Consider the following 25,207-nt stretch of genomic DNA (forward strand, 5'->3'; position numbering starts at 1 on the left):
AATCCAAATGAATATTTGTAGGTTTAATGGTTAAGGGGGACAGCATAAGTGTCACCGTATCAGCCGCCCTGTGTCACCAAAACGAGCCAATTCCGGAATTGGCTGTCACCCCATTCGATCCCTTGGGCGAACTCTCCGCTCCCGCTTTTTCGTTCCGACTTGCCTAATACGCGATTTCGGAAATTTCCATTTGGTAAATTCCGCGAAATCCCGTTATCCAGTGCATGAGGCAAAATAACGGGGCAACGAGCCATGAGAGATCATCACGACCTTCAGGATATGAATGCGCGCAGCCTGACGCAACAGGCGGCAGTGCGTCGCGCGACCTTTTCCCCGGGAGAGGTCAAGGCGCTCAGGCCGTTCTCGATCTGGGAGATCAGCCAGTTCATGTTCGACATTCCCGCCGACACGCTGCGCAAGAAACTGGCGGACGATCCGTCGCTGCCCCAGGGTGTGACGGAGGATGATGGGCGGCAGCGCTGGTTCACCCTGGACGAGATCAACGAACTGCGCCGCCGGGCCCGGTTTCGCGGGCGGTCGCTGCTGCCGGAACGGCCCAAGGGGCGCGCGATGCGGGTCGCCGTGTCGAACTTCAAGGGCGGCGTCGGCAAGACCGTCGTGGCGCAGCATCTGGCCAATGCCGCCGCGCTCGACGGTTACCGCGTGCTCTGCGTCGATTTCGATCCGCAGGCGACCCTGACCCATTCGATGGGCATTACCGAGGTCAAGGAGTGGAACACCGTCTGGGGCATCATGTGCCGCGACCTGTGCCGCGAGGCGGACCGGATCATGGACGGCTACGACGACCCCGACGATTGCCCCTACCCTTCTTCGTCGGAGCTGCCCGAGGACGTGCGCAGCATCGGCGCGCAGCGATTCCAGGATTTCATCCAGCCGACCTGCTGGCCCACCATCGACATCATCCCAAGTTGCGCCAACGCGGCGTTTGTCGAATTCGCCAGCGCACAGTACCGCAGCCTGCACAAGGCCTGGTCGTTTTTTGGGTGCGTGGCGCGCTATCTCGACGAGTTGCCCGACGACCAATACGATCTGATCATCTTCGACTGCCCCCCCGCAATCGGGTATCAGTCTCTGAACGCTGCATTTGCGGCTGACATTCTCTATATCCCGTCCGGTCCGGGGTATTGGGAATACGACAGCACAACCAGCTACCTCGGGCAACTCGGCGATGCGATGGAGGATATTTCGGACGGGTTTGCCGCAATGGCCAAAGACGCCGGCATCACCCTGCCCAAACAGTTCAGCGATGTGCGTCTGCTGATGACGCGGTTCGAAGGGACCAATCCGTTGCACAGCGCGATGATGGAAGCGTTTCGCAACGTCTTTGGCGCAGATGTCTGCCAGAACCCGATCGAGATGACCCGCGCGGTCGAACAGTCGGGGCGCTTTCAGATGTCGGTCTACGAGCAGGACTATCGACAAATGACGCGCGAGACCTGGAAGCGCGCCCGGCAAAGTTTCGACCGGGCGTATGATGAGTTCAAGCAGACCGTTCTGAGTGCATGGCGGGACGAGGCGGACATGAAACGCAAGGAGGCACGGGCATGACGCAGAAGAACAAATTCGGCTTTGCGCCGATTGAAACCAAATCAGAGATCCGGCCGAGAGAGCGCGCGGTCGGCCCGATGGGGGCAGCGGTGCGCGAGGCGGCCGAAAGCCTGACCGAGGCGACGGAGGCGAAGGTCGAGTTGCGCCGTCGCAACGCCGAGGACGCCAAGGCGTTCCGCGCCGCATCCGAAGAGGGGCGGGTCCTGCACGCGCTGCCACTGGTCGAGATCGCCACCGACGATCTGCCCCGCGACCGGCTGGAGCTTGAGGCGGTGGCGGCGTCGGACGCTATGGAAGAGCTCAAGACATCCATTCGCGCGCGGGGCCAGAAAGAGCCGGTCGAAGTGTATCGCGGTGCCGATGGGCGCTACCAGCTCAAGAAGGGGTGGCGACGCCTGACGGCGCTTGGCCAGTTGTTCGACGAGACCGGCGAGAGCCGCTTTGCGACGGTGATCGCTCGGGTGGAGCAGGGCGAGGCCGACCGCCTCGCGCGCTATATCGACATGGTCGAGGAGAACGTGGTCCGCGAGGATCTGAGCTTTGCCGAGATGGCGCAGGTGGCGATCACCGCTGCCGCCGATCCGGCGCTTGAGGGCGAGGACGTCGAGGCGTTGATCAAGCGGCTTTACGGGTCGCTGCACAAGATGAAGCGGTCGTATATTCGCAGCTTCGCGTTTCTTCTGGACAGCCTTGGCAGCGCCCTGCGTTATCCCCGAGAGGTATCGCGCAATCTGGGGGTTGAGGTCGCGCGGCTGCTGAAGTCGGGGCAGGGGGATGCGGAGCAGCTTCGTCGCGACCTGTCGCAGGCGGCATCGCCCGAAGATCAGGCGCGCATTCTGGCGGCGTTCGTGGCCGGCGCGGGCAAGCCGGCCGCGAGCCCGCGCAAGACGTCCAAGCAGGAGAAATACGAATTTCGCGTGGGTCAGACCAAGGTGACTGCCCGCCGCGGAGAGTGCCGCATCCTGGGCAAGCAGGATTACGCATCGGTGCCGCGCGACCGGCTTGAGCGCGCGATCCGGGCCTTTGAAAAGGCGCTGGAGGAGGAAAGTAACCCGCGGATTACCTCGCTGTGAGTTTTGGGCGGTAACCCGTGGGTTACATTTGAAAGTAACAATAATATCATGTGCTTAACGTCAATTTTCGGCTTTGGCGCCCGGGCTGTTCCGGTCGGGGTTCCGCCTGTCCGGCGGCCGCTTTTGGGTCAAGTCACTGGCTATCGGCGGGAAATCAACGCATGTCTGTGCCCGACCCTTGATGACGCGCGAGGCTGGCATGACAGATGACTTACGATCCCCTGCGCGGGCGTGGACGACATGACGCTGCGGCGCTGTCATGCCGTCGTCATCGGCCGCAACGAAGGTGCGCGGCTGGTGGCTTGCCTGACCGCCCTGCGCGGGCAGGTCGCGCGGATCATCTATGTCGACAGCGGGTCGCGCGACGACAGCGTCGTGCAGGCGCGCGCGCTGGGGGCGGAGGTTGTCGCGCTGGACATGACGCGGCCCTTCACGGCGGCGCGGGCCCGGAACGCCGGGCTGGCGATGTTGGCGCAGGACGATGCCGGGTTCGTTCAGATGATCGATGGCGATTGCGTTCTGCGCGACGGATGGATAGAGGCCGCAACCGCGTTTCTCGTTGCGCATCCGGATGTTGCCGTGGTGTGTGGCCGACGCCGCGAGCGGCACCCGGAAGCGTCGATCTACAACCGGTTGTGCGACCTGGAATGGGACACCGCGACGGGCGAGGCGACGGCCTGCGGCGGCGATGCGTTGATGCGACTGGACGCGGTGCGCGCGGTGGGCGGATACCGCGACGACCTGATCGCCGGCGAAGAACCGGAATTGTGCCTGCGACTGCGGCGCGCGGGCTGGCGAATCTGGCGAATGGGTGCCGAGATGACCCTGCATGACGCACAGATGACCCGCTTTGCTCAGTGGTGGCGGCGCAGTCGCAGGGCGGGCCACGCGTTTGCCGAAGGGGCGTTCCTGCATGGCAAAGCTGCCGAGCGGCACTGGGTGGCCGAGGCGCGGCGCAGCCTGTTCTGGGGGGTGGGCCTGCCGCTTGGTATCGCGGGTCTGGCCGTTGCGCTGTCGCCCTGGGCGCTTTTGCTGCTGTCGATCTATCCGGCCCAGATCATGCGCCTGGCGCGACGGTCACGGCAGGCGGGGGGCTGGCCCGCGGCGGCGTTCACGGTCCTGGGCAAATTCGCCGAAGCGGATGGCGCGCTGCGCTATCATCTTGGCCGCATGTTGCGGCGGCGTTCGGGGTTGATCGAATACAAATGATCCGCTGTCAGGGCCTTTTGCGGCGCAGCCTCAGGGCGTCGGCCCCCAGTTCCGGCAGAATGGCGAAACAGCGCGCATAGCGTGGAATCATGCGCCCGGGGCTTTGCAGTATCCGCCACACCCATTCCAGTGCCATCGCCCGCATGATCCGGGGCGCGCGCACCTGTTGGCCCGCCAGAAAATCCAGACCCGCGCCAAAGCAGGCAAAGCCGATGCCGGGCGCCACGGTGCGCCCGAACGCGGCAAAGCGTTCCTGTTTTACGGCCCCGAGCGCCACGATGCAAAACCCAGCGCCCGAAGTCTCAAGCCTTTGCAGGATCGTTGCGGCCTCTGCGCCCGTGGGGTCGAACCCGTGCGGCGGCGCGACGCAGGCGGTCAGCTTGATGCCCGGAATGCGCTGCCGCAAGACATCGGCGGCCCGTTCGAGAACGCGGTCGGTGCTGCCGACAAGGGCGACGGGCGTCGCGGTCTCGGCTGCCAGGGCGCACAACGGCAACAGCAGATCCGAGCCGGGCAGGAGTTCGACCGGTCGTCTGCCAAGGCGCGACAGCCAGACGACGGGGCGTCCGTCCGCGACCACCAGGTCCTGTGCGCGGTATGCCATCGCGAAATCGGGGGAGCTGGCCAGCTTGGCAAGATGATCCAGGTTGAGGGTCGCCAGCGCGAATCCCTCCCGCGCGGAGAATTTCTCCTGGATGCGGCGAAACAAATCGGCCTTTGTGGGCACATTGATCGCGATCTCTTGACCGCCGGGATTGAAAATCATGTCAGCGCCGGCAGGCCAGCGTGACAGATTGGCATCACTGCGTCTTGCGCCATGAAGAATAAGTAAATCAAAACAACCTCTTGCGGAGATTTGGCGGTGTCTGCCGACCGCGTTGCGCAAAATCTAGCGGGATGACAGGGGTAGGGCTAGCTGATATTTTCGGGGCTTCAGGCGGCTGGGACGCTCCCGCGCCGGTGCGCTTTTGGCGACACAAGGACCCGGTGATGCCCAACGCGATTGCCTACCTCATCCTGATGCTCTGGCCGGTGGTGTGCCTGGTTCTGTTCCGGACCGTTGCGCTGGAACGGGCGCTGGTGTGGTCGATCCTCGGCGGTTACCTGATCCTGCCGCCATTGGCGGAGTTCAACCTGCCGCTGGTGCCCGCGATGGACAAGGTGTCGATCCCGAACCTCAGCGTGCTGCTGATCCTGGGCTTCGGAATGCGCACCAGGCTGCGGCTTTGGCCGCGTGCGCGCAGTGCGGGCGTGCTGGTGGGGCTGTTCTTGCTGTGCGCGATTCCGACCGTCGTGACAAATGGCGACCCGCTGATCTTTCGGGTGCTGGCGCATAGCGATCCCATCGTGTTCCGCACGGATGAATTACCGGGCCTCAGCCTGCGGGACGTGGGATCGGTGCTGATCAATCAGGCGCTGATGATCGTTCCTTTCCTGCTGGCGCGACAATTTTTGGCGACCGAACGGGGCCTGCGCGAACTTTTGCTGGCGCTGATGGTGGGCGGTGCCGTCTATGCCCTGCCTGCGCTGGTCGAAATCCGGTTCAGCCCGCAAATCAACGTCTGGGTCTACGGGTTCTTTCAGCACAGCTTCGAGCAGATGATGCGCGAGGGCGGCTTTCGCCCGATCGTGTTCTTGCCGCACGCGCTCTGGCTGGCATTGTTTTTCGTGATGTCCTTGTTCGCGGCGCTGACCTTGGCGCGTACGGCGCCCCCGCGGGCGCGATGGAAATACATCGTGACGGCCCTGTACCTGGCCGGGGTGTTGTTCCTGTGCAAGAGCCTTGCCTCTTTCGCCTATGCCGTCGTTCTGGCGCCGCTGGTGCTGTTTGCGCCGCCGCGCTGGTTGATCCGCGTGGCGGCGCTGTTTGCGGTGATCGCGGTGATCTATCCGATGCTGCGCAACACCGGGCTGGTGCCGTTGGATGACATCGTGGCGCAGGCGCAGGCGATCAGCGCCGAGCGGGCGCAATCGTTGGAATACCGCTTTGACAACGAGCAGGCGTTGTTGGCGCGGGCGGCGGAAAAGCCGTTGTTCGGCTGGGGCGGATGGGGCCGCAACCTGATCCGCCATTCCGAAACGGCGCAAATCCTGTCGATTCCGGATGGCCGCTGGATCATCGTGTTCGGCACCTTCGGCTGGTTGGGGTATATCGCGGAACTCGGGTTGCTGACGCTGCCGCTTGTTCTTTTGGCGCTGCGCACGCGGGGCGCGCGGGCGGTGGTGTCGCCGCATGTCGCGGCGGTGGCGATGATCCTGGGCATCACGATGATGGACATGCTGCTGAACGCGACGCTGACGCCGATCACCTGGCTGGCCGCGGGCGCGGTTCTGGGCCACGCGGAGCGATTGGCGCCAGATCGCCGCGCGGCACGGTATCGGTTCCGCATCCGCCCGGCAATGGGGCAGGGGACCCCCCGCGCGACCCGCCGCACCCTGCTCTAGCGTGCGGCAAGTCCGTTCAGACTTGCGGCAACTGCGCGCAGGGAATTGGGCCGACGGTCAATAAAATGCCTTGTTCTCAACATCTTTTTCCCCTGCGGCTGGGGCAGGTTGCGGAAATTAATCTCTGTCCGCTTGGGGTGGTCATCAGTATGTTGTACCGGTGATGGCAGGCCCTGCCGGACCGGGCCACGGGACAGTGTGACGCGGAATGAACAACGATCAGACACGTCTGAGACAGGATGAAGATATCGCCATCGTCGGGATGAGCGTGACCGTTCCGGGCGCGCGGTCCCTGGACATGTTTTGGTCCAATCTGGCGGGCGGCGTCGAATCCATCACCCGGCTCGACGAAGACGCCCTGCGCGCGGCGGGCGAGCGCGCGGAGGTGATGCGGCGCAAGACCTACGTGCCCGCGGCGGCCGTCCTGGAGGGCTATGACACCTTCGACCCGGAGTTTTTCGGCTTCAGCCCCAAGGACGCGGCGATACTGGATCCGCAGCACCGCAAGTTTCTCGAGGTGTCGTGGGAGGCGATGGAGCACGCGGGCCACCCGCCCGAAAGCATCCCCGGCCCGATCGGTGTTTACGCAGGCTGCGGCATGGGCAGCTATTTCTATTTCAACATCTGCTCCAACCCCGACCTGGTGGACGATGTCGGCATGTTCCTGTTGCGCCACACCGGCAATGACAAGGATTTCCTGACCACCCGCGTCAGCCACGTCTTCGACCTCAAGGGGCCGAGCGTGAACGTGCAGACTGCCTGCTCCACATCGCTGGTGGCGGTGCATTACGCTTGCGAGGCACTGCGCAAGGGCGAGGTGGACATGGCACTGGCCGGGGGGGTCACGATCGAATTGCCGCAGGGCCGTGGCTATCTGTTTCGAGAGAATGAGATTCTGTCGCCCGACGGGCATTGCCATGCCTTCGATCACCGCGCCCAGGGCACGGTGTTCGGCAGCGGGGCAGGGGCCGTGGCGCTGCGCCGCCTGTCGGATGCGATCGCGGACGGCGATCACATCTGGGCGGTGATCAAGGGATCGGCGATCAACAACGACGGTGCGGCAAAGGCGGGATACCTCGCGCCAAGCGTCGACGGGCAGTCGGCGGCGGTACAAAAGGCGCTGGCGGCGTCGGGCGTGGGGGCCGAGAGCATCGGCTATGTCGAATGTCACGGCACCGGCACCTATCTGGGGGACCCGATCGAGGTGGCGGCGCTGACCGATGCCTACCGCCAGACCACCCAAGCGACGGAATTTTGCGGCATCGGATCGGTCAAGACCAACATCGGCCACCTGGATACGGCCGCCGGGGTCGCCGGGCTGGTCAAGACCGCGCTGTCGCTGCACCACGGGCAGATCCCGCCGAGCCTTGGGTTCGAGGCGCCCAATCCCGCGATCGATTTCGCCGCCAGCCCGTTTCGCGTGAACGCGCAGTTGCGCGACTGGCCCGCAGGCACAACGCCGCGCCGCGCGGCGGTCAACGCGCTGGGGGTGGGCGGCACCAATGCGCACGCGGTGCTCGAACAGGCCCCCGCGCGGCCCGCGTCGGACGAACCCGAGTTTCCGTTTCACATCCTGTGCCTGTCAGGGCGCAGCCGCGCGGCGCTTGACGCCAACAGCGCAGCACTTGCCGCGCATCTGCGCCGCACTCCTGCCCCGCCGCTGGCCGACGTGGCCTTTACCCTTAAGAACGGTCGCCGCGGGTTTGAAAAACGCCGGGTCGTCGTGGCCGAAACCCACGCCGAGGCCGCGCACCTGCTGGAGCAGGGCGACGGCCGCCGCGTGTTCACCCATGACGTCGTCGGCGAAGCGCCCGGCGTGGTGTTCATGTTCCCCGGCGGAGGAGCGCAATATCCCGGCATGGCGCGGGATCTGTACGAAACCGAACCGGTGTTCGCGGAGTGGATGGACCGGGGGCTGGATCACCTCGAGCCGCAGCTTGATTATGACATTCGCGCGCTCTGGCTGCCCGCGCCCGAGGACCGCGCCGCCGCGGAAGCCACGTTGCAAAAACCGTCGGTGCAGCTGCCGCTGATCATGATCGTCGAATATGCGCTGGCGCAGCTTTGGCAATCCTGGGGTGTGCGGCCCGCGGCGCTGGTCGGTCACAGCATGGGCGAGAACACCGCCGCCTGTCTGGCCGGTGTGATCGGATTCGAGGATTGCATCGACCTGGTGCTGCTGCGCGGGCGGCTTTTTGACACGGTGCCCGCCGGCGGAATGCTGAGCGTGCCCTTGCCCCTGTCGGAGCTTGAGCCGTTGATCGGCGGCGATCTGGACATTGCCGGCCTGAACGGGCCGCTGCTGACCGCCGTGTCGGGCCCGCAGGCCGCCCTCGACCGGCTTGCCGCCACGCTTGCCGCGCGCGATATCGACTGTCAGCGCATTCCCATCGACATCGCGGCGCATTCGCGCATGCTCGACCCGATCCTTTCCGACTATCGCGCGTTCCTGTCCGGCGTGACCCTGAACGCGCCGACGCTGCCGCTGATCTCCAACCGCACGGGGGTCGAATTGACGGCCCGGCAGGCAACCGATCCCGATTATTGGGTCGAGCAGTTGCGCCAAACGGTCCGGTTTGCCGATTGCATCGACCACCTGAGCCGGCGGCGCGATCACGTCTATCTCGAGGTCGGGCCGGGCAAGGCGCTGAGCGCGCTGGCGCAGATGCACGGCGCGGTCAACGCGGGGCAGGTGCTGAGCGCGCTCAGGCATCCCGATCAGGACATCGCGGACGATATGTACTTCTTTGGCGTGATCGGGCGGCTTTGGGCCACGGGAGTGGAGGCCGATTGGCCGCAGGTCTGGGGCGAGGGCAGGCGCCAGCGGGTGCCGCTGCCGACCTATGCGTTTCAGCGCAGCCGCTATTTCATCGAGGCGAACACAGGCACCGCGCAAAAGGCCGCGCCCGATCTGGAGCACCGCGACGATATCGGCTGCTGGGGCTACCGCCCGGTCTGGAGGCCGCGCCTGCCCGAGGGGGCCATCGACGTCGCGGGGGATCTGGCCGATGCGCCGCGCCAACGCTGGCTGATCTTTACGGATGCCGACGGTCTGGGCCAGTCGCTGTGCGACCGGCTGCGCGGTCTGGGGCACGCGGTGGTGCAGGTCCGCGCGGGCGATGGTTTCGCGCAGGTGTCGGCGGGGCATTACACGCTGGCGCCCGAACAGATGCGCGCCGGGTACGACGCCTTGATGCGCGACCTCGCGGACAAGGGGTTCGTGCCGTCGCGCATCGTCCATCTTTGGCTGGTGACCGGAGGCGAAACGTTTCGCCCCGGCAGCAGCCTTTTCGACCGCAATCTGGAGCAGGGGCTGTACGGTCTGGTGTCGCTGGCGCAGGCCTTGGGTGATCAGGGATGGGGCGACGGTTGCCATCTGACCGTGGTGACCAACGGCGCGGCACAGGTGCGCGGCGAGCCGTTGCCCTATCCCGAAAAGGCGATGATCAGCGGCCCGCTCGGTATGCTGCCGCGTGAATTTCCGGGCATGACGGCCGCGTCGCTGGATATCGAATTGCCCGAGGCGGACAAGGCCCCGCGCGCGGGTTTGGCGCGTCTGACCGGGCGGTCGGCCAAGGACGGTCGGCCGGACGACATGCGCGCCTTGACCGACCGGCTGTTGGAGGACGTTTTGGCCGATCCCGCGAATACCGTCGCGGCTTATCGCGGGGCGCGGCGGTTTGAAAAAGGCTATGCGCCCGAAGCGCTGGAGGCCGCCACCGATCCCGGGCCCTACACCCATGGGGGCACCTACCTGGTCACGGGCGGCTTTGGCGGGATCGGGCTGCGCGTGGCGCAGGACCTGGTCGAAACCGCGTCAGCCAATGTGGTGTTGCTGTCGCGCGATCCGCTGCCGCCGCGCGCGGCCTGGTCGGGGTATCTGGCGCGGCACGGCGCGGGCGACCGGACGGCGGCGCGCATCGCCGCGGTGCAGCGGCTGGAGGCGGCAGGCGGGCGTGTGATGGTGGCGGCCGGGGATATCTGCAACCTGGCGCAGATGCGCCGCGTGATCGACGACATCGACGACGCCTTTGGCGGGCTGACCGGCGTGATCCATGCCGCCGGCGTGATCGACGACGCGCCGCTGATGACCAAGACCGACGCGACGATCGCACAGGTTCTTGCACCCAAGGTGCAGGGGGTGCGGGTGCTTGACGCGCTGTTGCCGGATGGCGCGATCGACCTGCTGGTTCTGTTCGCGTCCAGCAGCACGGCGACGCGGCCCGCCGGGCAGTGCGACTATGTCGCCGCGAATGACTACCTGAACGCCTTTGCCGCGTCGCGGGCGGGCGGGGCGACCCGTGTGGTGGCGGTCAACTGGGGCGTCTGGGCCGAGGTCGGCATGGCGGCGGAGGCGATTGCCCGCGATGCGCCCCTTGCGCTTGACCCCGTGGCGGCGGACCGCGATATGCCGCTGATCGACCGGATCGGCATCGACGCGGATGGTACGCTGGTGGCGGAAACGACGCTGTCGACCGACACGCATTGGGTGCTGGATCAGCACCGCACGGCACGCGGCGATGCCCTGCTGCCCGGCACCGGGTTCATCGAGGTGCTGGCCGAGGCGCTGGCGGTCCGGGGTCATTCGCTGGCCGGTGCGTGCCTGCGCGATCTGTATTTCCTGCGACCGCTGAATGCGCCGGACGGGACTGCGCGCAAGCTGCGCGTTCTGTTGCGCCCCAGCGCGGACGGGTATGACGCCGAGGTGCGCAGCGATACCTCGCAAGAGGGGCGCGAGGGGTTCGTCCTGAACGCACTGGCGCGGATCGTGCTGGAGGATGCGCTGGCGCCGCCCGCACCGCTCGACCTTGCCGCGATCGGCGCGGGTTGCGGGACGCGGGCGTCCGGAACCGCCGCGCAGCGCCTTGCCTCGCCGCAGGAGGCGCATCTGACCTTCGGGCCGCAGTGGCATGTGTTGCGCGACACCGCCCTTGGCGACGGCGAAGGGTTGGCGCATCTGGCGGTGCCGCAGGATCTGCGCGGCACGGCGAGCGCGGGGTATCTGCTGCATCCCGGTCTGATGGATCTGGCGACGGGCTGGGCGATGCATCTGATCGATGGCTACGCCGCGGCGGATCTGTGGGTGCCGCTGTCTTATGGCACGGTCACGGTGCATGCCGCGCTGCCGCCGGATGTCGTGTCCTGGGTGCGGCTGGATCCGGAGAGCGACCCCGACCACGGCATGGCCCGCTTCGATGTGACGATCAGCGATCCGGATGGCCGCGTTCTGGTCGAGGTGACGGGCTTTACCATCCAGAGGCTGGAGGGAGGTTTCGGCGCACCGGCCGCGATTGATCCGCGCGACGTGTCGTTCGATGGTGCGCCCGGCGCCACACCCCACACCCCCGATCAGGACCGGCTGGCCTATGCCGTGTCGCAGGGTATCCGCCCGGCCGAGGGCCCGGAGGCCCTGCGCCGCGCGCTTGGCCTTGGACGCGCGCATGTGGTGGTGTCGTCGATGGACCTGCCCGGTCTGATCGCGCAGGCCAACCGCCCCGCCGGGCCCGCGACCGCGCCGGGCCAGACCTTTGACCGTCCGGATCTGGACGGATCCTATGTCGCGCCGCGCACCCGGCTTGAGACCGAGCTGGCGGAGATGTGGCAGACCCTGCTGGGGGTCAATCAGGTGGGGGTCGAGGACAGTTTTTTCGATCTGGGCGGTCATTCGCTGATCGCCGTGCGGCTGTTCGCCAATATCAAGCGGACCTACGACCGGCAGTTCCCGATCTCGGTCCTGTTCGAGGCGCCGACGATCGAAAAGCTGGCGGCGCTGATCGCACCGGATGCGGCAGCCACAGGGGATGAGCAGGCGCCGACGCCGGACCGTGGCGCCGCGCCAGGGTTCGATCATCTGGTCCTGCTGCACCCCGGCAACGACACGCGTGCGGCCCCCTTGTTCATCGTTGCGGGAATGTTCGGCAACGTTCTGAACCTGCGGCATCTGGCGCAGGCGATCGGACGCGACCGCGCAGTCTACGGTGTGCAGGCGCGCGGCCTGATCGGAACTGCGGAGCCGCACTTGACCATTGCGGATGCAGCGGCGGATTACCTGGCCGAGATCCGCATGGTGCAGCCCGACGGCCCCTATCTGCTGTCGGGTTTCTCGGGCGGGGGCATCACCGCCTACGAGATGGCGCAGCAATTGCGCGCCCAAGGCCAGGATGTGCCGGTGCTGGCGCTGCTGGACACGCCCTTGCCGGTGCGCCCGTCGCTGATGCGGCGCGACAAGGCGCTCATCAAGCTGGCAGAGCTGCGCCGCAAGGGGCCGCGCTATCTGATCGACTGGGCGCGGGATCGCTGGGCCTGGGAAAGGGCGAAACGGCACCGTGCCGCAAAGGGCATCGCCGCGCCGACCGATGCGTTCAACAACGACAAGATCGAAGCGGCGTTCCGCGCGGCGGTGGCGGAATATGACGTCGCCCCCTGGCCCGGCGACATGACACTGTTCCGCCCGCCGCTGGACCGGCATTGGCGGGTGTCGGGCGGTGCGTGGGTCAGTGCCGCGCGGGAATACGTGCTGCCGGACAACGACTGGACGCAATTCGCGCCCAAGCTCGCGGTGATCGAAGTCCCGGGCGATCATGACAGCATGGTGCTGTCGCCGAATGTCGCCGTTCTGGCGCAGGCGCTGCGCGACGTCATCGACCATGCGCTGACGCCCGCCGGATTGGGCCACTGGTCCGATGCGACGGCGGCGGAGTAGGGCGATGGCGACCGATCCCAGCCTGCTGTGCGTGGTCCTGAACTACAAGACGCCGCAGATGACCCTGCGCGCCGCCGAGGCTGCGCTGTCTGACATGGCGGGCCTGCGCGCCGAGATGGTGATCGTGGACAATGCGTCGGGCGACGGATCGGCCGATATCCTGCGCGATGCCGTCGTGGCGCGCGGTTGGGACAAGACCGCAGGCGTGCGGGTCATCGCATCGGCGCGCAATGGCGGCTTTGGGGCGGGCAACAACATCGGTATCCGCGCAGGTCTGGGCAACGGCGACGCGCCCGATTACGTCTATATCGTCAATTCCGACGCCTTTGCCGATCGCGGTTGTATCGCGGCCCTGCTGGACCACCTGCAATCGCACCCCGAGGCCGGGTTCGCGGGCAGCGCAGTGCGCGGCGAGGACGACGCGCCGCATCGCACCGCGTTTCGCTTCCCCTCCATCACCGGCGAGATCGAGGCGGCGGCGCGCACCGGACTCCTGTCGCGTCTGTTCAGCCGGTCCATCGTCGCGATGCCGATCCCGAAAAAGGCGCGCCGCGTCGATTGGGTGGCGGGCGCCAGCGTGATGATGCGGGGCGACATGCTGTGCGAGATCGGGCTGTTCGACGAAACGTTCTTTTTGTATTTCGAGGAAACCGACCTGTGCCTGCGCGGCGCGCGCGCCGGATGGCAGACCTGGTACGTGCCGCAAAGCCGGATCGTGCACATCGGGTCGGTGTCCACCGGCATGAAGACCTGGACGCGGATGCCCGGCTATTGGTTCGGGTCGCGGTGGCATTATTTCACCAAGAACCACGGCAGGCTTTACGCGGCCGCGGCGACGCTTGCGCATCTGTCGGGCGGCGCGGTCTATCGCTTGCGCCGGCTGCTGCAAGGCAAGCCACAGCGCGATCCGGACCGTTTTCTGCGCGACCTGATGCGCCATGACATTCGGGCGATGACGCGCCGACACCCGTGCGTGCCGCCGCCCAAGCCCCAACCGGAAGCGAGCCAGCCATGACGCAGCCCCCCCGCACGACTCCTGCCATGTCCTGTGTTCTGATCGGTCAGGAATCCCTGCTGATCGGATGCGGCGATCTCTTGCTGGAGCGGGGAAACCGCATTGCGGCCGTGATCGCGACCGACCGCGATATCGCGGCCTGGGCGCGGGGCAGGGGCATCGCGTTGCTGGACAGCGCGGATGACCTGCTGCGCGCCGATCTGGGTGCCTTCGACTGGCTGTTGAGCATCGCCAACCTTGCGCTTTTGCCCGATGCGGTTCTGGCGCTGCCACGGGTGGGGGCGATCAACTTCCACGACGGCCCCCTGCCGGGCTATGCCGGGCTGAACACGCCCGCCTGGGCCCTTATGCGCGGAGAGACACGGTATGGTGTGACCTGGCACATGCTGGAGGCGGGGATCGACACCGGCGACATCGTGGCCCAGCAGGCGCTGGACATCGCCCCCGACGACACGGCCTTTACGCTGAATTCCAAGTGCTATGCGGCGGCGATCGATTGCTTTGCCGGACTTGTTCCGCAGATCGAGGCGGGCATGCCCGAACGGCGCGCGCAGGATCTGGGCCAGCGGCGGTATTTCGCGAAAGGCGACCGGCCCGAAGGCTTGGGGCATCTGGATTTCGGTCTGCCTGCGGCGCGGCTGTCAGCGCTGGTGCGGGGTCTGGATTTCGGCGGATATTGGAACCCGCTTGCGGTGCCCAAGATCACCCTCGGGGACCGGGTCTTGCGCGTCGGATCCTGCGATATTCAGGCGGTGGCGGGCGATGCGGCCCCCGGCACCGTGACCGGGGTTGCCGCCGATCGCCTGCAGGTCGCAACGGCGACACGGTCCATTGCCCTTGGCGGTCTGACCGACCTGTCGGGCGCGCCGGTCGATGTGACGGCCTTGGTCCGCGCGGGCGATGTGTTGGAAGGGCCGGACACCGGCCTGAACGCCGCGCTGCGCGATGTGATCGCCGGCGACGCCTACTGGCGCGACCGGCTGCGATCGATGATGCCCGCGACCGTCCCGATGGCAAAGCGCGCGGGCGAGGCCGGCGCCGGTGCCACGCGGCAGATCGGGTTGCCCGACGGTCTTGCGACCGATGCCGCCCTGTCGGGTGTCATGCTTTGGGCGCTGCGCGGTTCGGGCGAGGACGTGGCCGACCTGGCCTATTGCGACACCCGGCTTGAGCGCCCGGAGCGCGCCTGGCCATACGTCAGCGCATGGTTGCCGATGCAGTTGCGCGCGGGTCACGCACGGGTTGCGGATCTTGTTGCCGATGTTGCGCGACAGCGCGCCGATGTGGCCAAGCGACCGGGGTTCGCGCGCGATCTGATGCTGCGCGACCCGGCCCTGGCCGAGGTCCGGACGCCGCCCCTGGGGGTGAGCCTTGGCACCGGCAAGCCGGTCGCGGGCACCGTGCTGAGCATCGATCTGGACGAGGATGGCGCAACCGCGACGCTGCATTACGATGCAGCTGCGCTTTCCGGGGCGGCCCTTGATCTGCTGGTGGCGCGGCTGCTGCTGGTCTGGTCCGCGATGACCGCGCCCGAAACCGCGCTGAGCGATATTCCCGTGATGCCGGAGGCCGAACGCCGCCTTGTGCTGCGCGATTGGAATGCCACGGAGCGTGCCCCGAGCCCCGAGCGGACGATCCCGGCGGCGTTCGAGGCGCAGGTGGCGCGCAGCGCCGACGCGCCCGCGCTGGTGTTCGAACGCGATACGATAAGCTATGGCGACCTGAATGCGCGGGCCAACCGGCTGGCGCATGTGCTGCGCGACATGGGGGCAGGGCGCGATGTGCCCGTGGGGCTGATGGCCGCGCGGGGGCCAGACCTGCTGATCGGTGCGCTTGCGATCCTCAAGGCGGGCAGCGCCTATGTGCCGCTGGACCCGGCCTATCCGGCGGACCGGATCGCGCATTACATCGCCGACAGCGCCGCGCCGATCCTGGTGGTGCAGGACGCCCTGCGCGCGCAACTGCCCCGGCATGGCGCGCAGGTGATCGCCCTTGATACCGACCCCCGCGTCGCCGATGCCCCCGCGACGAACCTGCCCGACGGGCCGGACGCGGGTGATCTGGCCTATCTGATCTATACCTCGGGATCGACGGGCACGCCCAAAGGGGTGATGGTCGAGCATGGCAATGTCGCCAATTTCTTTGCCGGGATGGACGACCGGATATCCCATGACCCGCCGGGGGTCTGGCTGGCCGTCACGTCCCTGTCGTTCGATATCTCCGTGCTTGAGCTTTTCTATACGCTGGCGCGCGGGTTCAAGCTGGTGCTGTCGGGCGATGACAGCCGCACGCTTGTGGCGGGCGAGGGCGGACAGCTTGTGTCGGACGCGCGGATCGACTTCAACCTGTTCTACTGGGGCAATGACGACGGCGTCGGCCCGAAGAAATACGAACTGCTGCTCGAAGGGGCAAAATTCGCAGACAGGCACGGATTCAATGCCGTCTGGACACCGGAGCGGCATTTTCACGCGTTCGGAGGGCCCTATCCGAACCCGTCGGTCACCGGGGCCGCAGTGGCCGCGGTGACGCAGAACCTGTCGGTGCGCGCGGGCAGTTGCGTGGCGCCGTTACACCATCCCGCCCGCATCGCCGAGGAATGGGCGGTGATCGACAATCTGACCGATGGGCGCGCGGGCATCGCCATCGCCAGCGGCTGGCAGCCCGACGATTTCGTGCTGCGCCCCGAAAACACGCCCCCCGCCAACAAGCCCGCGATGTATGCTGCCATCGACCAGTTGCGCGCCCTGTGGCGGGGCGACAGCGTGGCGTTTCCTACCCGCGACGGCACCCCGTTCGAGGTGGTCACGCAACCGCGCCCGGTGTCGCGCGAGCTGCCCATCTGGGTGACGACGGCGGGCAACCCCGAGACCTGGCGCGAGGCGGGACAGATCGGGGCGAACGTGCTGACGCATCTGCTGGGTCAGAGCATCGACGAGGTCGCGGGCAAGATCGGCATTTACCACGAGGCCCTGCGCGCGGCGGGCCACGACCCGGCGGACCATGCCGTGACCGTGATGCTGCACACCTATCTGGCCGAGACCCGCGAAGACGCCGCCCGCGTCGCGCGCGGTCCGATGAAGGATTACCTGCGCTCTGCCGCCGGGCTGATCAAGCAATACGCCTGGGCGTTTCCGGCATTCAAGAAGCCCCAGGGCGTGACCAACCCGTTCGACGTCGATCTGGGATCGTTGGACGAAGAGGAGATGGATGCGATTCTGGATTTCGCATTCGAGCGGTATTTCAACGACAGCGGCATGTTCGGCACGGTGGAGGACGGTGTGGCGCGGGCCGAGGCGCTCAAGCGGATCGGAGTGACCGAGATCGCCTGCCTGATCGATTATGGCATCGCGACCGTTACGGTCATGGCGGGGCTGACGCCGCTGGCAGAGGTGTTGCGCCGTGCCAATACCGCAACCGCGCCCGCGGCGGACGATTTCTCGATCGCGGCGCAGATCGCGCGGCATGGTGTCACCCACCTGCAATGCACACCCAGCATGGCGCAGATGCTAGTCACCAACGATGTGGCGCGCGGTTCTCTGGCGCGTATCGAGGACTTGATGATCGGGGGCGAGGCGCTGCCCGGTCCTCTGGCCGATGGCTTGCGCGCGGCCTGCCGGGGGCGGGTGCAGAACATGTACGGGCCGACCGAAACGACGATCTGGTCCACGACCCATGTGCTGGACGCGCCGGCGCGGACACCCGCGGCGATCGGTACACCCATCGCCAACACGCAGGTCTACGTGGTGACCGATGCGGGCGCGCCGGTTCCGGTGGGCATTGCGGGGGAATTGCTGATCGGCGGGGCAGGGGTGACGCGCGGCTATTGGAACCGGGCCGACACGACGGCCGAGCGGTTCGTGCCCGACACCCACGGCAGCGGCCGGATGCTGTACCGCACCGGCGATCTGGTCCGCTGGACCGAAGAGGGCCGGCTGGAGTTTCTGGGCCGCACGGACCATCAGGTCAAGATCCGCGGCCACCGGATCGAACTGGGCGAGATCGAAGCGCGGCTGGCGGCGATTGCAGGCGTGGACCAGGCGGTTGTCTGCGCCCGTGACAGGGCGGGTGACGCCGCGCGCGACACGCAGCTTGTGGGCTATGTCACCGCCCGTGCCCCGGTGACCGAAGACACCCTGCGCGCCGAGCTGGCGCGCGATCTGCCCGATATCATGGTGCCCGCCCGGATCGTGACGCTGGAGAGCTTTCCGCTGACGCCCAACAAGAAGATCGACCGCAAGGCGTTGCCCGATCCCAAACCGCCCGCGCAGGCCGGCACCCCGTCCGGAGACCAGCCCCCGGTCACCGACACGCAGGCCGCCATCGCCAGGATCTGGGAACGGATCCTCGGCGTGCAGGGCGTGCGACCGCAAGACAACTTCTTTGCGCTGGGGGGGCATTCGCTGCTGGCGGTGCAGGCGCACCGTGACATCCGCGCCGAACTGGGGGCGAAGGCCTTGTCGATCACCGACATCTTCCGGTTTCCCCGGCTCGATGCGCTGGCGTCGCATGTGAGCGACGACAAGGGGCGCGCACCGTCGGTGACGGTGCCCGACACAAGCGAGCGGATCGAAACGATGTCAAAGCGCCGTGCGATGCGTGCGGATCGCGGCCGAGCCAGAACGGGGTGAGCGTGGATCCGGATGCCGAAGCTTTGATGCTGGACATGGCGCGAGGTGTCTTCAGTCGCCGCTGTGCCGTCGCGATGACGGATCCGCGCAGCGAATATCCCGGTCTTTGGCCGGATGAATCCCTGGCCATTGCGACGGCACGCCCCAAGCGCCGGCGCGAATTCGCGGCGGGGCGGGCCGCCGTGCGCCGTGCGATGCGGGCGCTGGACCTGCCCGCTGCGGCCGTTCCGCAGGGGCATGACCGCGCGCCGGTCTGGCCACCCGGCACGACGGGCAGCATTTCGCATTGCGACATGGCCTGCATCGCCGTGCTGGCGCTGGTCGGGGATGCGGTTTCGCTTGGGGTGGATATCGAGCCCGACACCCCGCTGGAACCCGAGCTTTGGCCCGCAATCTGCACCCCGCCCGAGCGGGACCGGCTGTCCGCCCTTCCGGTGGCGCAGCGGGGAAGGATGGCAAAGCTTCTGTTTTGCATCAAGGAAGCCGCCTATAAATGCCAGTATCCCCTGAGCCGCGAAATCATCGACTTCGACCGCCTGGAGGTCACACCCGATCTGGTGGGCGGCACATTCGCCGCGCGTTTCACCGCACCGACCGGGCCGTTCGGCAAAGACCATGTGCTGGGCGGGCGCTTTGCCCGGGGCGGCGGGCTGATCCTCGCGGGCATGATCTTGCCGCCCGGCGCGGACCGTGGTGCCATGGCGAACGGAGGATCCCCGTGGCGCCCTTGATCCGCCGGTCCTTTCTGACGGTGCTGCCACTTGCGCTTGTGGGGGCGTGGTTTGCCCGGGGGTGGCGACGCGACATGCAGCGCGCGCAGGATCTGTCGCGGCAGCCGCTGCAACCGCCGGGCCGGGCCCTGCGGGTCTATCACCTTGGCCATTCGCTGGTGGGACGGGATATGCCAGCAATGCTGGCACAGCTTGCCGGCGCGGGTCATCGCTATGACAGTCAGTTGGGCTGGGGTACGCCGCTGCGCGCACATTGGGAGACCGGCGTGCCGATCACCGGCTTTGACGAGGAAAACGACCACCCCCGATATCGCCCGGCGCGCGGTGCCGTGGCCTCGGGCGACTACGACGCGCTGGTGTTGACCGAAATGGTCGAAATCCGCGATGCCATCGCCTATCATGACAGTCCCCGCTACCTTGCGACATGGGCGGGGGCGGCCTGGGCGGCGAACCCTTCGGCGCGGATCTACCTATACGAGACATGGCACCGCACCGATGATCCGGCGGGCTGGCTGGCGCGGATCGACGCCGATCTGCCGGAGCATTGGCTGGGCGAGATCGTGTTGCCCGTGCTGGGCGATCTGGCTGCCGACCGGCCCATTCACATCATCCCCGCCGGGCAGGTGATGGCCCGTTTCATCCGCCGACTGGAAGACGCGGGCGGCATCGACGGGCTGCGCGACCGTCATGACCTCTTCGCCCGCACGGGCGAGGGCACCCCGGACACGATCCATCTGAACGACCTGGGGGCATACCTTGTGGCGCTGACGCATTTCGCGGTGTTGTACCATCGCACGCCGGTCGGGGCCGCGCGGCAGTTGCGCCGCGCCGACGGCACGGCCGCCGCCGCACCGGGCCCGGTTGCCGCGCAATGGATGCAAGAGGCCGTCTGGGAGGTCGTGACCGGCATGCCGCAGACCGGGGTGGCGCGATGAGCGGGCTGTCGATGCTGGGCACGGTCCTGTTCGTTGGTCACAGCCTGATCGGCACGGCCAACCCGGACATGCTGGACCAGTTGCTGCGCCACGCCGGGGCGGAGGCCGAGGTGCACGCGCAGATCATCAACGGCGCGCCGTTGCGCTATAACTGGGACACTGCGGCCAGCGCCGAAGGTGTCGATGCCCGCGCGCTGATGGCCGAGGCCCCGGTCGATGCGCTGATCCTGACCGAGGCGATCCCGCTGCGCAATCACACCACATGGAGCGAGAGCGCCGCCTATGCGAAACGCTGGGCCGACCTGGCGCGCGGCACCAATCCGAAGGCGCGGATCTACCTGCTCGAGACCTGGCACAGCCTGTCGAGCGGAACGGGCGTGGAGGTGGAATACGACGACGGCGATGACAAGGCGTGGCGCGACCGGCTGGACCTGGCTCTGCCCGACTGGCAGGGTATCGCGCAGGCGGTGCCGGGGATGCGGATCATCCCGGCGGGGCAGGCGATGGCGCGGCTGCTTGACCTGATCGCGGCGGGGGATGTCGCCGGGCTGGACCGGATCGAGGATGTCTTTTCCGACGATATCCACCCCAATGCGATCGGGCATTATTTCGTCGCGATGGTCGAATACGCGGTGTTGAGCGGTCAAAGCCCCCTCGGCCTGCCGCATGCGCTGTCGGATCGCTGGGGGCGGTCCTTTGATGGGCCGGATGCGGCCCTGGCCGCGCGCCTGCAAGCGATCGCGTGGGAGGTGGTTCAAGCGTTCGATCCCGCCATCGGGCCACCGGGTGGGGCGGCGCACCCGGCGCCGCCGCAGAATACGCCGCCCGCACGGATCAAGGCCCGAACAGAGCAGGCGGCCCCAGCCGTGGCCCGCCCCGGCGATCCGCGTGTGGGGATGGGCCTTGCCGCCGTCACGGACTGGAGCGTTCAGCAGCCGTTCATCGACGTGATGAAGACGGCCCGGCCGTGGATCGGGCATCTGCCCAGGCAATGGGGCGGATGGGACCATGACGACCTGGCGCGCGCCGGAGTTCTGGATGCACAGGGGTGGCCAAGGTCGATGCCGCCCGATCTGGCCAGTATCGGCACGCTGATCCTGACCGACCTGCCCCCGCAGGCGCAATCGCTGACCGGGCGCTACGTGCTGCGGTTCAAAGGTGACGGCATCGTCGAGGTCGGCGGCCGCGCGCAGGGCAAACGCTATGGCGCGGGCACGGTGAGTTTCGATTTCACGCCGGGGCCCGGCGGCGTGGACATCCGCATTCAGCGCACAAACCCCGACGATCCCGTGCGCGAAATTACCGTGGTACGGGCCGACCACGCGGCACTGGCGCGGGACGGAATGCTGTTCAACCCCGACTGGATCGCGCGGATCGGCGGGTTTGACACGCTGCGGTTCATGGATTGGATGGCCACGAACGAGTCCACCCAATCCCGGTGGGACAACCGGCCCCGCCCCGACGATTACACCTATGCGCGGCACGGCGTTCCGGTCGAGGTGCTGATCGCGCTGGCAAATCGGACGGGGCGACATGCATGGTTCAACATGCCGCATCTGGCGGATGACGATTACGTCACCCGCTTTGCCGAAACGGTGCGCGATACGCTCGATCCGTCGCTGACGGCTTATGTCGAATTCTCGAACGAGGTCTGGAACTGGCAATTCGCGCAGGCGAAATGGGCCGATGCGCAAGCCACGGCGCTGTGGAACCAACGCGACACCGGCACGCAATACTACGGCATGCGAGCAACGCAGGTGGCGCGGATCTGGTCGGAAGTATTCGCCGACGAACCCGAAACGCGGCTGGCGAACGTCATCTCGACCCAGACGGGATGGCTGGGGCTGGAGCAGGGGATCTTGGACGCGCCTCTGTGGCAGGAGAACGCGCCGGGCCGTGCCGCCGCCCCCGCGAGCATGTTCGACGCCTATGCGGTGACGGGGTATTTCGGCGGGGTGCTGGGCCTGCAAGAGCGTCGCCCGATCGTGCGGGAGTGGATCGCGGACAGCCTTGCGGCGGCGGTTGCAGAGGCCGGAGCACTGGGATTGACCGGACAGGCGCGCGACGCCCATGTCGCGGCGCATCGCTACGACCTTGCGAACCGGCGCGCGGGGAACGAATTGCAAGACGGTGCCGTCAGCGGCGATATCACCGATACGCTGGCAGACCTGCTGGGCCGGACTTTGCCCTACCACGCCGAGGTTGCGCGGTCGCGGGGGCTTGATCTGGTGATGTACGAGGGCGGCAGCCATGTCGTCGGCATCGGCCCGACGGTGGATGACGCGGAAATGACCGCATTCTTCACCCAGTTCAACTACAGCGAAGAGATGGGCGCGCTGTACGCCCGGCTCTTGCGTGGCTGGCACGATCTGGGCGGGGGGCTGTTTACCGCGTATTCGGACGTGTACGCGCCGAACAAATGGGGCAGTTGGGGCGCGTTGCGGCATCTGGATGACGCCAATCCGCGCTGGGATGCCCTGGTGGCGGATCAATGACCGACATCGCCGCCAGCATCATCCTGCCGGCCCATAACGAGGCCGGATACATCGACGCCTGCCTGCGGGCGCTGCTGGCGTCGGACCCGGTTGCACAGGGGGTCGAAGTGATCGTCGTCGCCAACGGCTGCACCGACGGGACCGCCGCGCGGGCCCTTGCACAGTCGGAGACCGCTCAAGCGCGTGGCTGGCCGTTCCGGGTGCTGGATCTGGTGGACGGCGGCAAACTGGCGGCGTTGAACGCGGGCGATGCGGTGGCACAGGGCGGCACGCGGATTTATCTGGACGCCGACGTGACAGTGGACCGGGCGTTGATCGGCGCGCTGATAAAGTCGCTTGACCTGCCGATGCCCAAATTTGCAGGAGGAACGCCCGAAATTTCGCCCGCCCACAGTCGGATTACCGCCCGCTATGGTAGATTTTGGCAGCGCCTGCCCTTTGTCACCCAAGGTGTTCCGGGGTTTGGGATCTTCGCGGTAAACGCAAGCGGCCGGGCGCGGTGGGGCGCGTTTCCCGATATTATTTCCGACGATACCTTTGTGCGGCTGCATTTTGCGCCCGACGAGCGTATCCGCGTCGCCGCGCGCTACCGGTGGCCAATGGTCGAAGGGTTCGGAAACCTGGTGCGCGTGCGCCGCAGGCAGGATGCGGGCGTGCAGGAGATCCGGAAGATGTATCCGCACCTTGTGGCCAATGACGACACTTTGCCGGACCGGCGCGCCCGGGTTATTCGCGCCGGTCTGAGCGATCCGTTGGGGTTTGGCATCTACGCGGCGGTGGCGCTGGTGGTGCGTGCCCTGCCCAAGGGGTCAGCCGTCAGATGGGCGCGCGGGCGCTGAGGCATCGGCGAACAGGCGTGCCAGCTTGGCGGCTTCGATTGTCACATCATGCCGGGCCAGAACGCGCGCGCGCCCCGAGCGCCCCATTTCGGTCAGGCTGTCGGTCGGGGTCCTGTCGAGCGACAGGATCGCACGCGCCAAGGCATCCGTGTCACCCGCCGGCACCAGCCAGCCGGTCTCGCCCTCCTGCACCAGCTCCGGCGTGCCGGCGATGGCGGTGCTGATCACCGGTCGGGCGGCGGCCATGGCCTCCATCACGACCATCGGCAGACCTTCGGCAAAGCTGGGCATCACCAGCCCGTGCGCCTGGCCGATCTCGGCGCGCACGCGGCGCTCATCGACCCAGCCGGTCAGCGTGATGTTTCCTCCAAGCCCGAGATCGGCGATCGCCGCTTCGATCGCGCCGCGCATCGCGCCCTCGCCGATCAGGGTCAGATGGCACTGGGGCGCCTGCGCGATCACCTGCGCCATCGCCCGCACCAGCAGCATGTGGCCCTTCTGCTCGACGAAGCGGCCGATCGCGACAAGGCGGCGGGGACCATCGGACAGGGGTGGCGGATCCGGAAACGCCTCCGGATCGATGCCGCAATGCACCACATGCACCTTGTCCCAATCCTCGAACGCGGCCCAGCGATAGATCTGGCTGCGGCCGAACTGGCTGATCGCGATGGCGAACGCCGCGTTGTGCACCTTGTCGCCAAGCGACAGCGCGCGGGGAGCGTCGAATTCCTCGGGACCGTGCACGGTAAAGCTGTAGCATGGGGCCCCGAGCGCATGCGCCAGCATCGCGACCGTGGTGGCGTTCGTCCCGAAATGCGCATGCAGATGCGTGATGCCCCGAGCGGCGCAGCGGTTGGCCACCGCGCAGCCTTCGGCGAAATACACCAGGTGCCGCAGCACACCGACCTGCGACCGGGCCCCGACCCGCCACGCCATCGCCAGTGCACGCAGCCATCGACGCGGCGCGCGGATCAGGCAGACCTGAACCGCCATGAAAAGCGCCAGGGCCCCCTGTTCCAGCACATAGTCGGTGCGGGCTTCTTCGGCGCGGTCCTGATCATCGACCAGCGGATCGCCGGGGCGTCGCATCGCGATGCGGCTGACATCCACGCCCCGACGTTCGAGCGCGCGGATCTCGCGGCGGATAAAACTGTGCGAGGGCTGCGGATAGGTGTTCAGGACATACGCGATTTTCAAGGACAATACCTAACGGGGACAAAGCTTCCGCCCTTTGTATCCAGCGCGCCGGATCATGGGAAGGGCGCAAACCCCCGACCGTGCCACAGGTGGATATAAGCGCTAGAAGGCCGGTGCCCTACCGACTAGATTGCCCGGAAGCGATGAACAGGAGAACGACACCGCGATGACCACCGGCGCATCCGTATGGACCGGCAACCGGCTGATGGCGCGTGTTGCCCGCTCTTCGTCCTTCATCATCCTCGGCTACGGGGGGTCGCAGGCGATGCGGCTGGCCGCCAACCTGATCCTGACGCGCCTGCTGTTTCCCGAGGCATTCGGATTGATGGCGCTGATCACAGTGGTGACGGTCGGGCTGGCCATGTTTT

At 67.0% G+C, this 25,207-nt stretch carries 13 protein-coding genes and 1 pseudogene; 12 read left to right on the top strand and 2 right to left on the bottom strand.

Features of this window, described 5'->3' with window-relative positions:
• Positions 1-252: 252 nt before the first annotated feature.
• From FDT80_RS18395 to FDT80_RS18405, 3 genes are all read left to right on the top strand, one after another.
• Positions 253-1,569, top strand: a complete 1,317-nt coding sequence (locus tag FDT80_RS18395; protein ID WP_138663797.1) for an AAA family ATPase — start codon at positions 253-255, stop codon at positions 1,567-1,569.
• Positions 1,566-2,642 carry a ParB/RepB/Spo0J family partition protein gene (locus tag FDT80_RS18400; protein ID WP_138663798.1) on the top strand — a complete coding sequence of 359 codons (1,077 nt, stop codon included), beginning with the start codon at positions 1,566-1,568 and terminating at the stop codon, positions 2,640-2,642. Before FDT80_RS18395 ends, FDT80_RS18400 begins: the two co-directional genes overlap by 4 nt.
• Positions 2,643-2,882: 240 nt before the next feature.
• The gene (locus tag FDT80_RS18405) at positions 2,883-3,851 is read left to right on the top strand and encodes a glycosyltransferase family 2 protein (protein WP_138663812.1); all 969 of its coding nucleotides are present in this window, start codon (positions 2,883-2,885) and stop codon (positions 3,849-3,851) included.
• 7 nt (positions 3,852-3,858) lie between these two features.
• Here the strand turns inward: FDT80_RS18405 and FDT80_RS18410 are convergent, their stop codons facing one another.
• Positions 3,859-4,617, bottom strand: coding sequence for a WecB/TagA/CpsF family glycosyltransferase (locus FDT80_RS18410; RefSeq protein ID WP_138663799.1), 759 nt, complete (start codon positions 4,615-4,617; stop codon positions 3,859-3,861).
• 224 nt (positions 4,618-4,841) lie between these two features.
• Here FDT80_RS18410 and FDT80_RS18415 point away from each other — a divergent pair, with 224 nt between their 5' ends.
• From FDT80_RS18415 to FDT80_RS18450, 8 genes are all read left to right on the top strand, one after another.
• The gene (locus tag FDT80_RS18415; RefSeq protein WP_138663800.1) at positions 4,842-6,296 is read left to right on the top strand and encodes an O-antigen ligase family protein; all 1,455 of its coding nucleotides are present in this window, start codon (positions 4,842-4,844) and stop codon (positions 6,294-6,296) included.
• 208 nt (positions 6,297-6,504) lie between these two features.
• On the top strand, positions 6,505-12,999 hold the full coding sequence (locus tag FDT80_RS18420; RefSeq protein WP_138663801.1) for a type I polyketide synthase: 6,495 nt from the start codon (positions 6,505-6,507) through the stop codon (positions 12,997-12,999).
• 4 nt (positions 13,000-13,003) lie between these two features.
• Positions 13,004-14,014: a glycosyltransferase family 2 protein gene (locus FDT80_RS18425; protein WP_138663802.1), complete on the top strand. Its 1,011-nt coding sequence runs from the start codon at positions 13,004-13,006 to the stop codon at positions 14,012-14,014.
• Positions 14,011-18,642: a MupA/Atu3671 family FMN-dependent luciferase-like monooxygenase gene (locus tag FDT80_RS18430; RefSeq protein WP_138663803.1), complete on the top strand. Its 4,632-nt coding sequence runs from the start codon at positions 14,011-14,013 to the stop codon at positions 18,640-18,642. Before FDT80_RS18425 ends, FDT80_RS18430 begins: the two co-directional genes overlap by 4 nt.
• 2 nt (positions 18,643-18,644) lie before the next feature.
• The gene (locus tag FDT80_RS18435) at positions 18,645-19,373 is read left to right on the top strand and encodes a 4'-phosphopantetheinyl transferase family protein (protein ID WP_246040004.1); all 729 of its coding nucleotides are present in this window, start codon (positions 18,645-18,647) and stop codon (positions 19,371-19,373) included.
• Positions 19,361-20,308 carry a hypothetical protein gene (locus tag FDT80_RS18440; protein WP_138663805.1) on the top strand — a complete coding sequence of 316 codons (948 nt, stop codon included), beginning with the start codon at positions 19,361-19,363 and terminating at the stop codon, positions 20,306-20,308. Before FDT80_RS18435 ends, FDT80_RS18440 begins: the two co-directional genes overlap by 13 nt.
• Positions 20,305-22,803: a hypothetical protein gene (locus tag FDT80_RS18445; protein ID WP_138663806.1), complete on the top strand. Its 2,499-nt coding sequence runs from the start codon at positions 20,305-20,307 to the stop codon at positions 22,801-22,803. The genes FDT80_RS18440 and FDT80_RS18445 overlap by 4 nt, the downstream gene beginning before the upstream one ends.
• Positions 22,800-23,642 (top strand): glycosyltransferase family 2 protein, encoded by an 843-nt coding sequence (locus tag FDT80_RS18450; RefSeq protein ID WP_138663807.1) that lies wholly within the window; start codon positions 22,800-22,802, stop codon positions 23,640-23,642. The genes FDT80_RS18445 and FDT80_RS18450 overlap by 4 nt, the downstream gene beginning before the upstream one ends.
• Here FDT80_RS18450 and FDT80_RS18455 read toward each other — a convergent pair.
• A complete protein-coding gene (locus tag FDT80_RS18455; protein ID WP_138663808.1) occupies positions 23,613-24,839 on the bottom strand; it encodes a glycosyltransferase in 1,227 nt (408 codons plus the stop codon). The two genes, FDT80_RS18450 and FDT80_RS18455, sit on opposite strands and share 30 nt — an antisense overlap.
• A gap of 166 nt (positions 24,840-25,005) precedes the next feature.
• On the opposite strand from FDT80_RS18455, the pseudogene FDT80_RS18460 reads away from it, so the two are divergent.
• A pseudogene (locus FDT80_RS18460) lies at positions 25,006-25,207 on the top strand (oligosaccharide flippase family protein); the annotation flags it as partial.

Source organism: Sulfitobacter sabulilitoris, assembly GCF_005887615.1.
Classification (GTDB): Bacteria; Pseudomonadota; Alphaproteobacteria; order Rhodobacterales; family Rhodobacteraceae; genus Sulfitobacter_E; species Sulfitobacter_E sabulilitoris.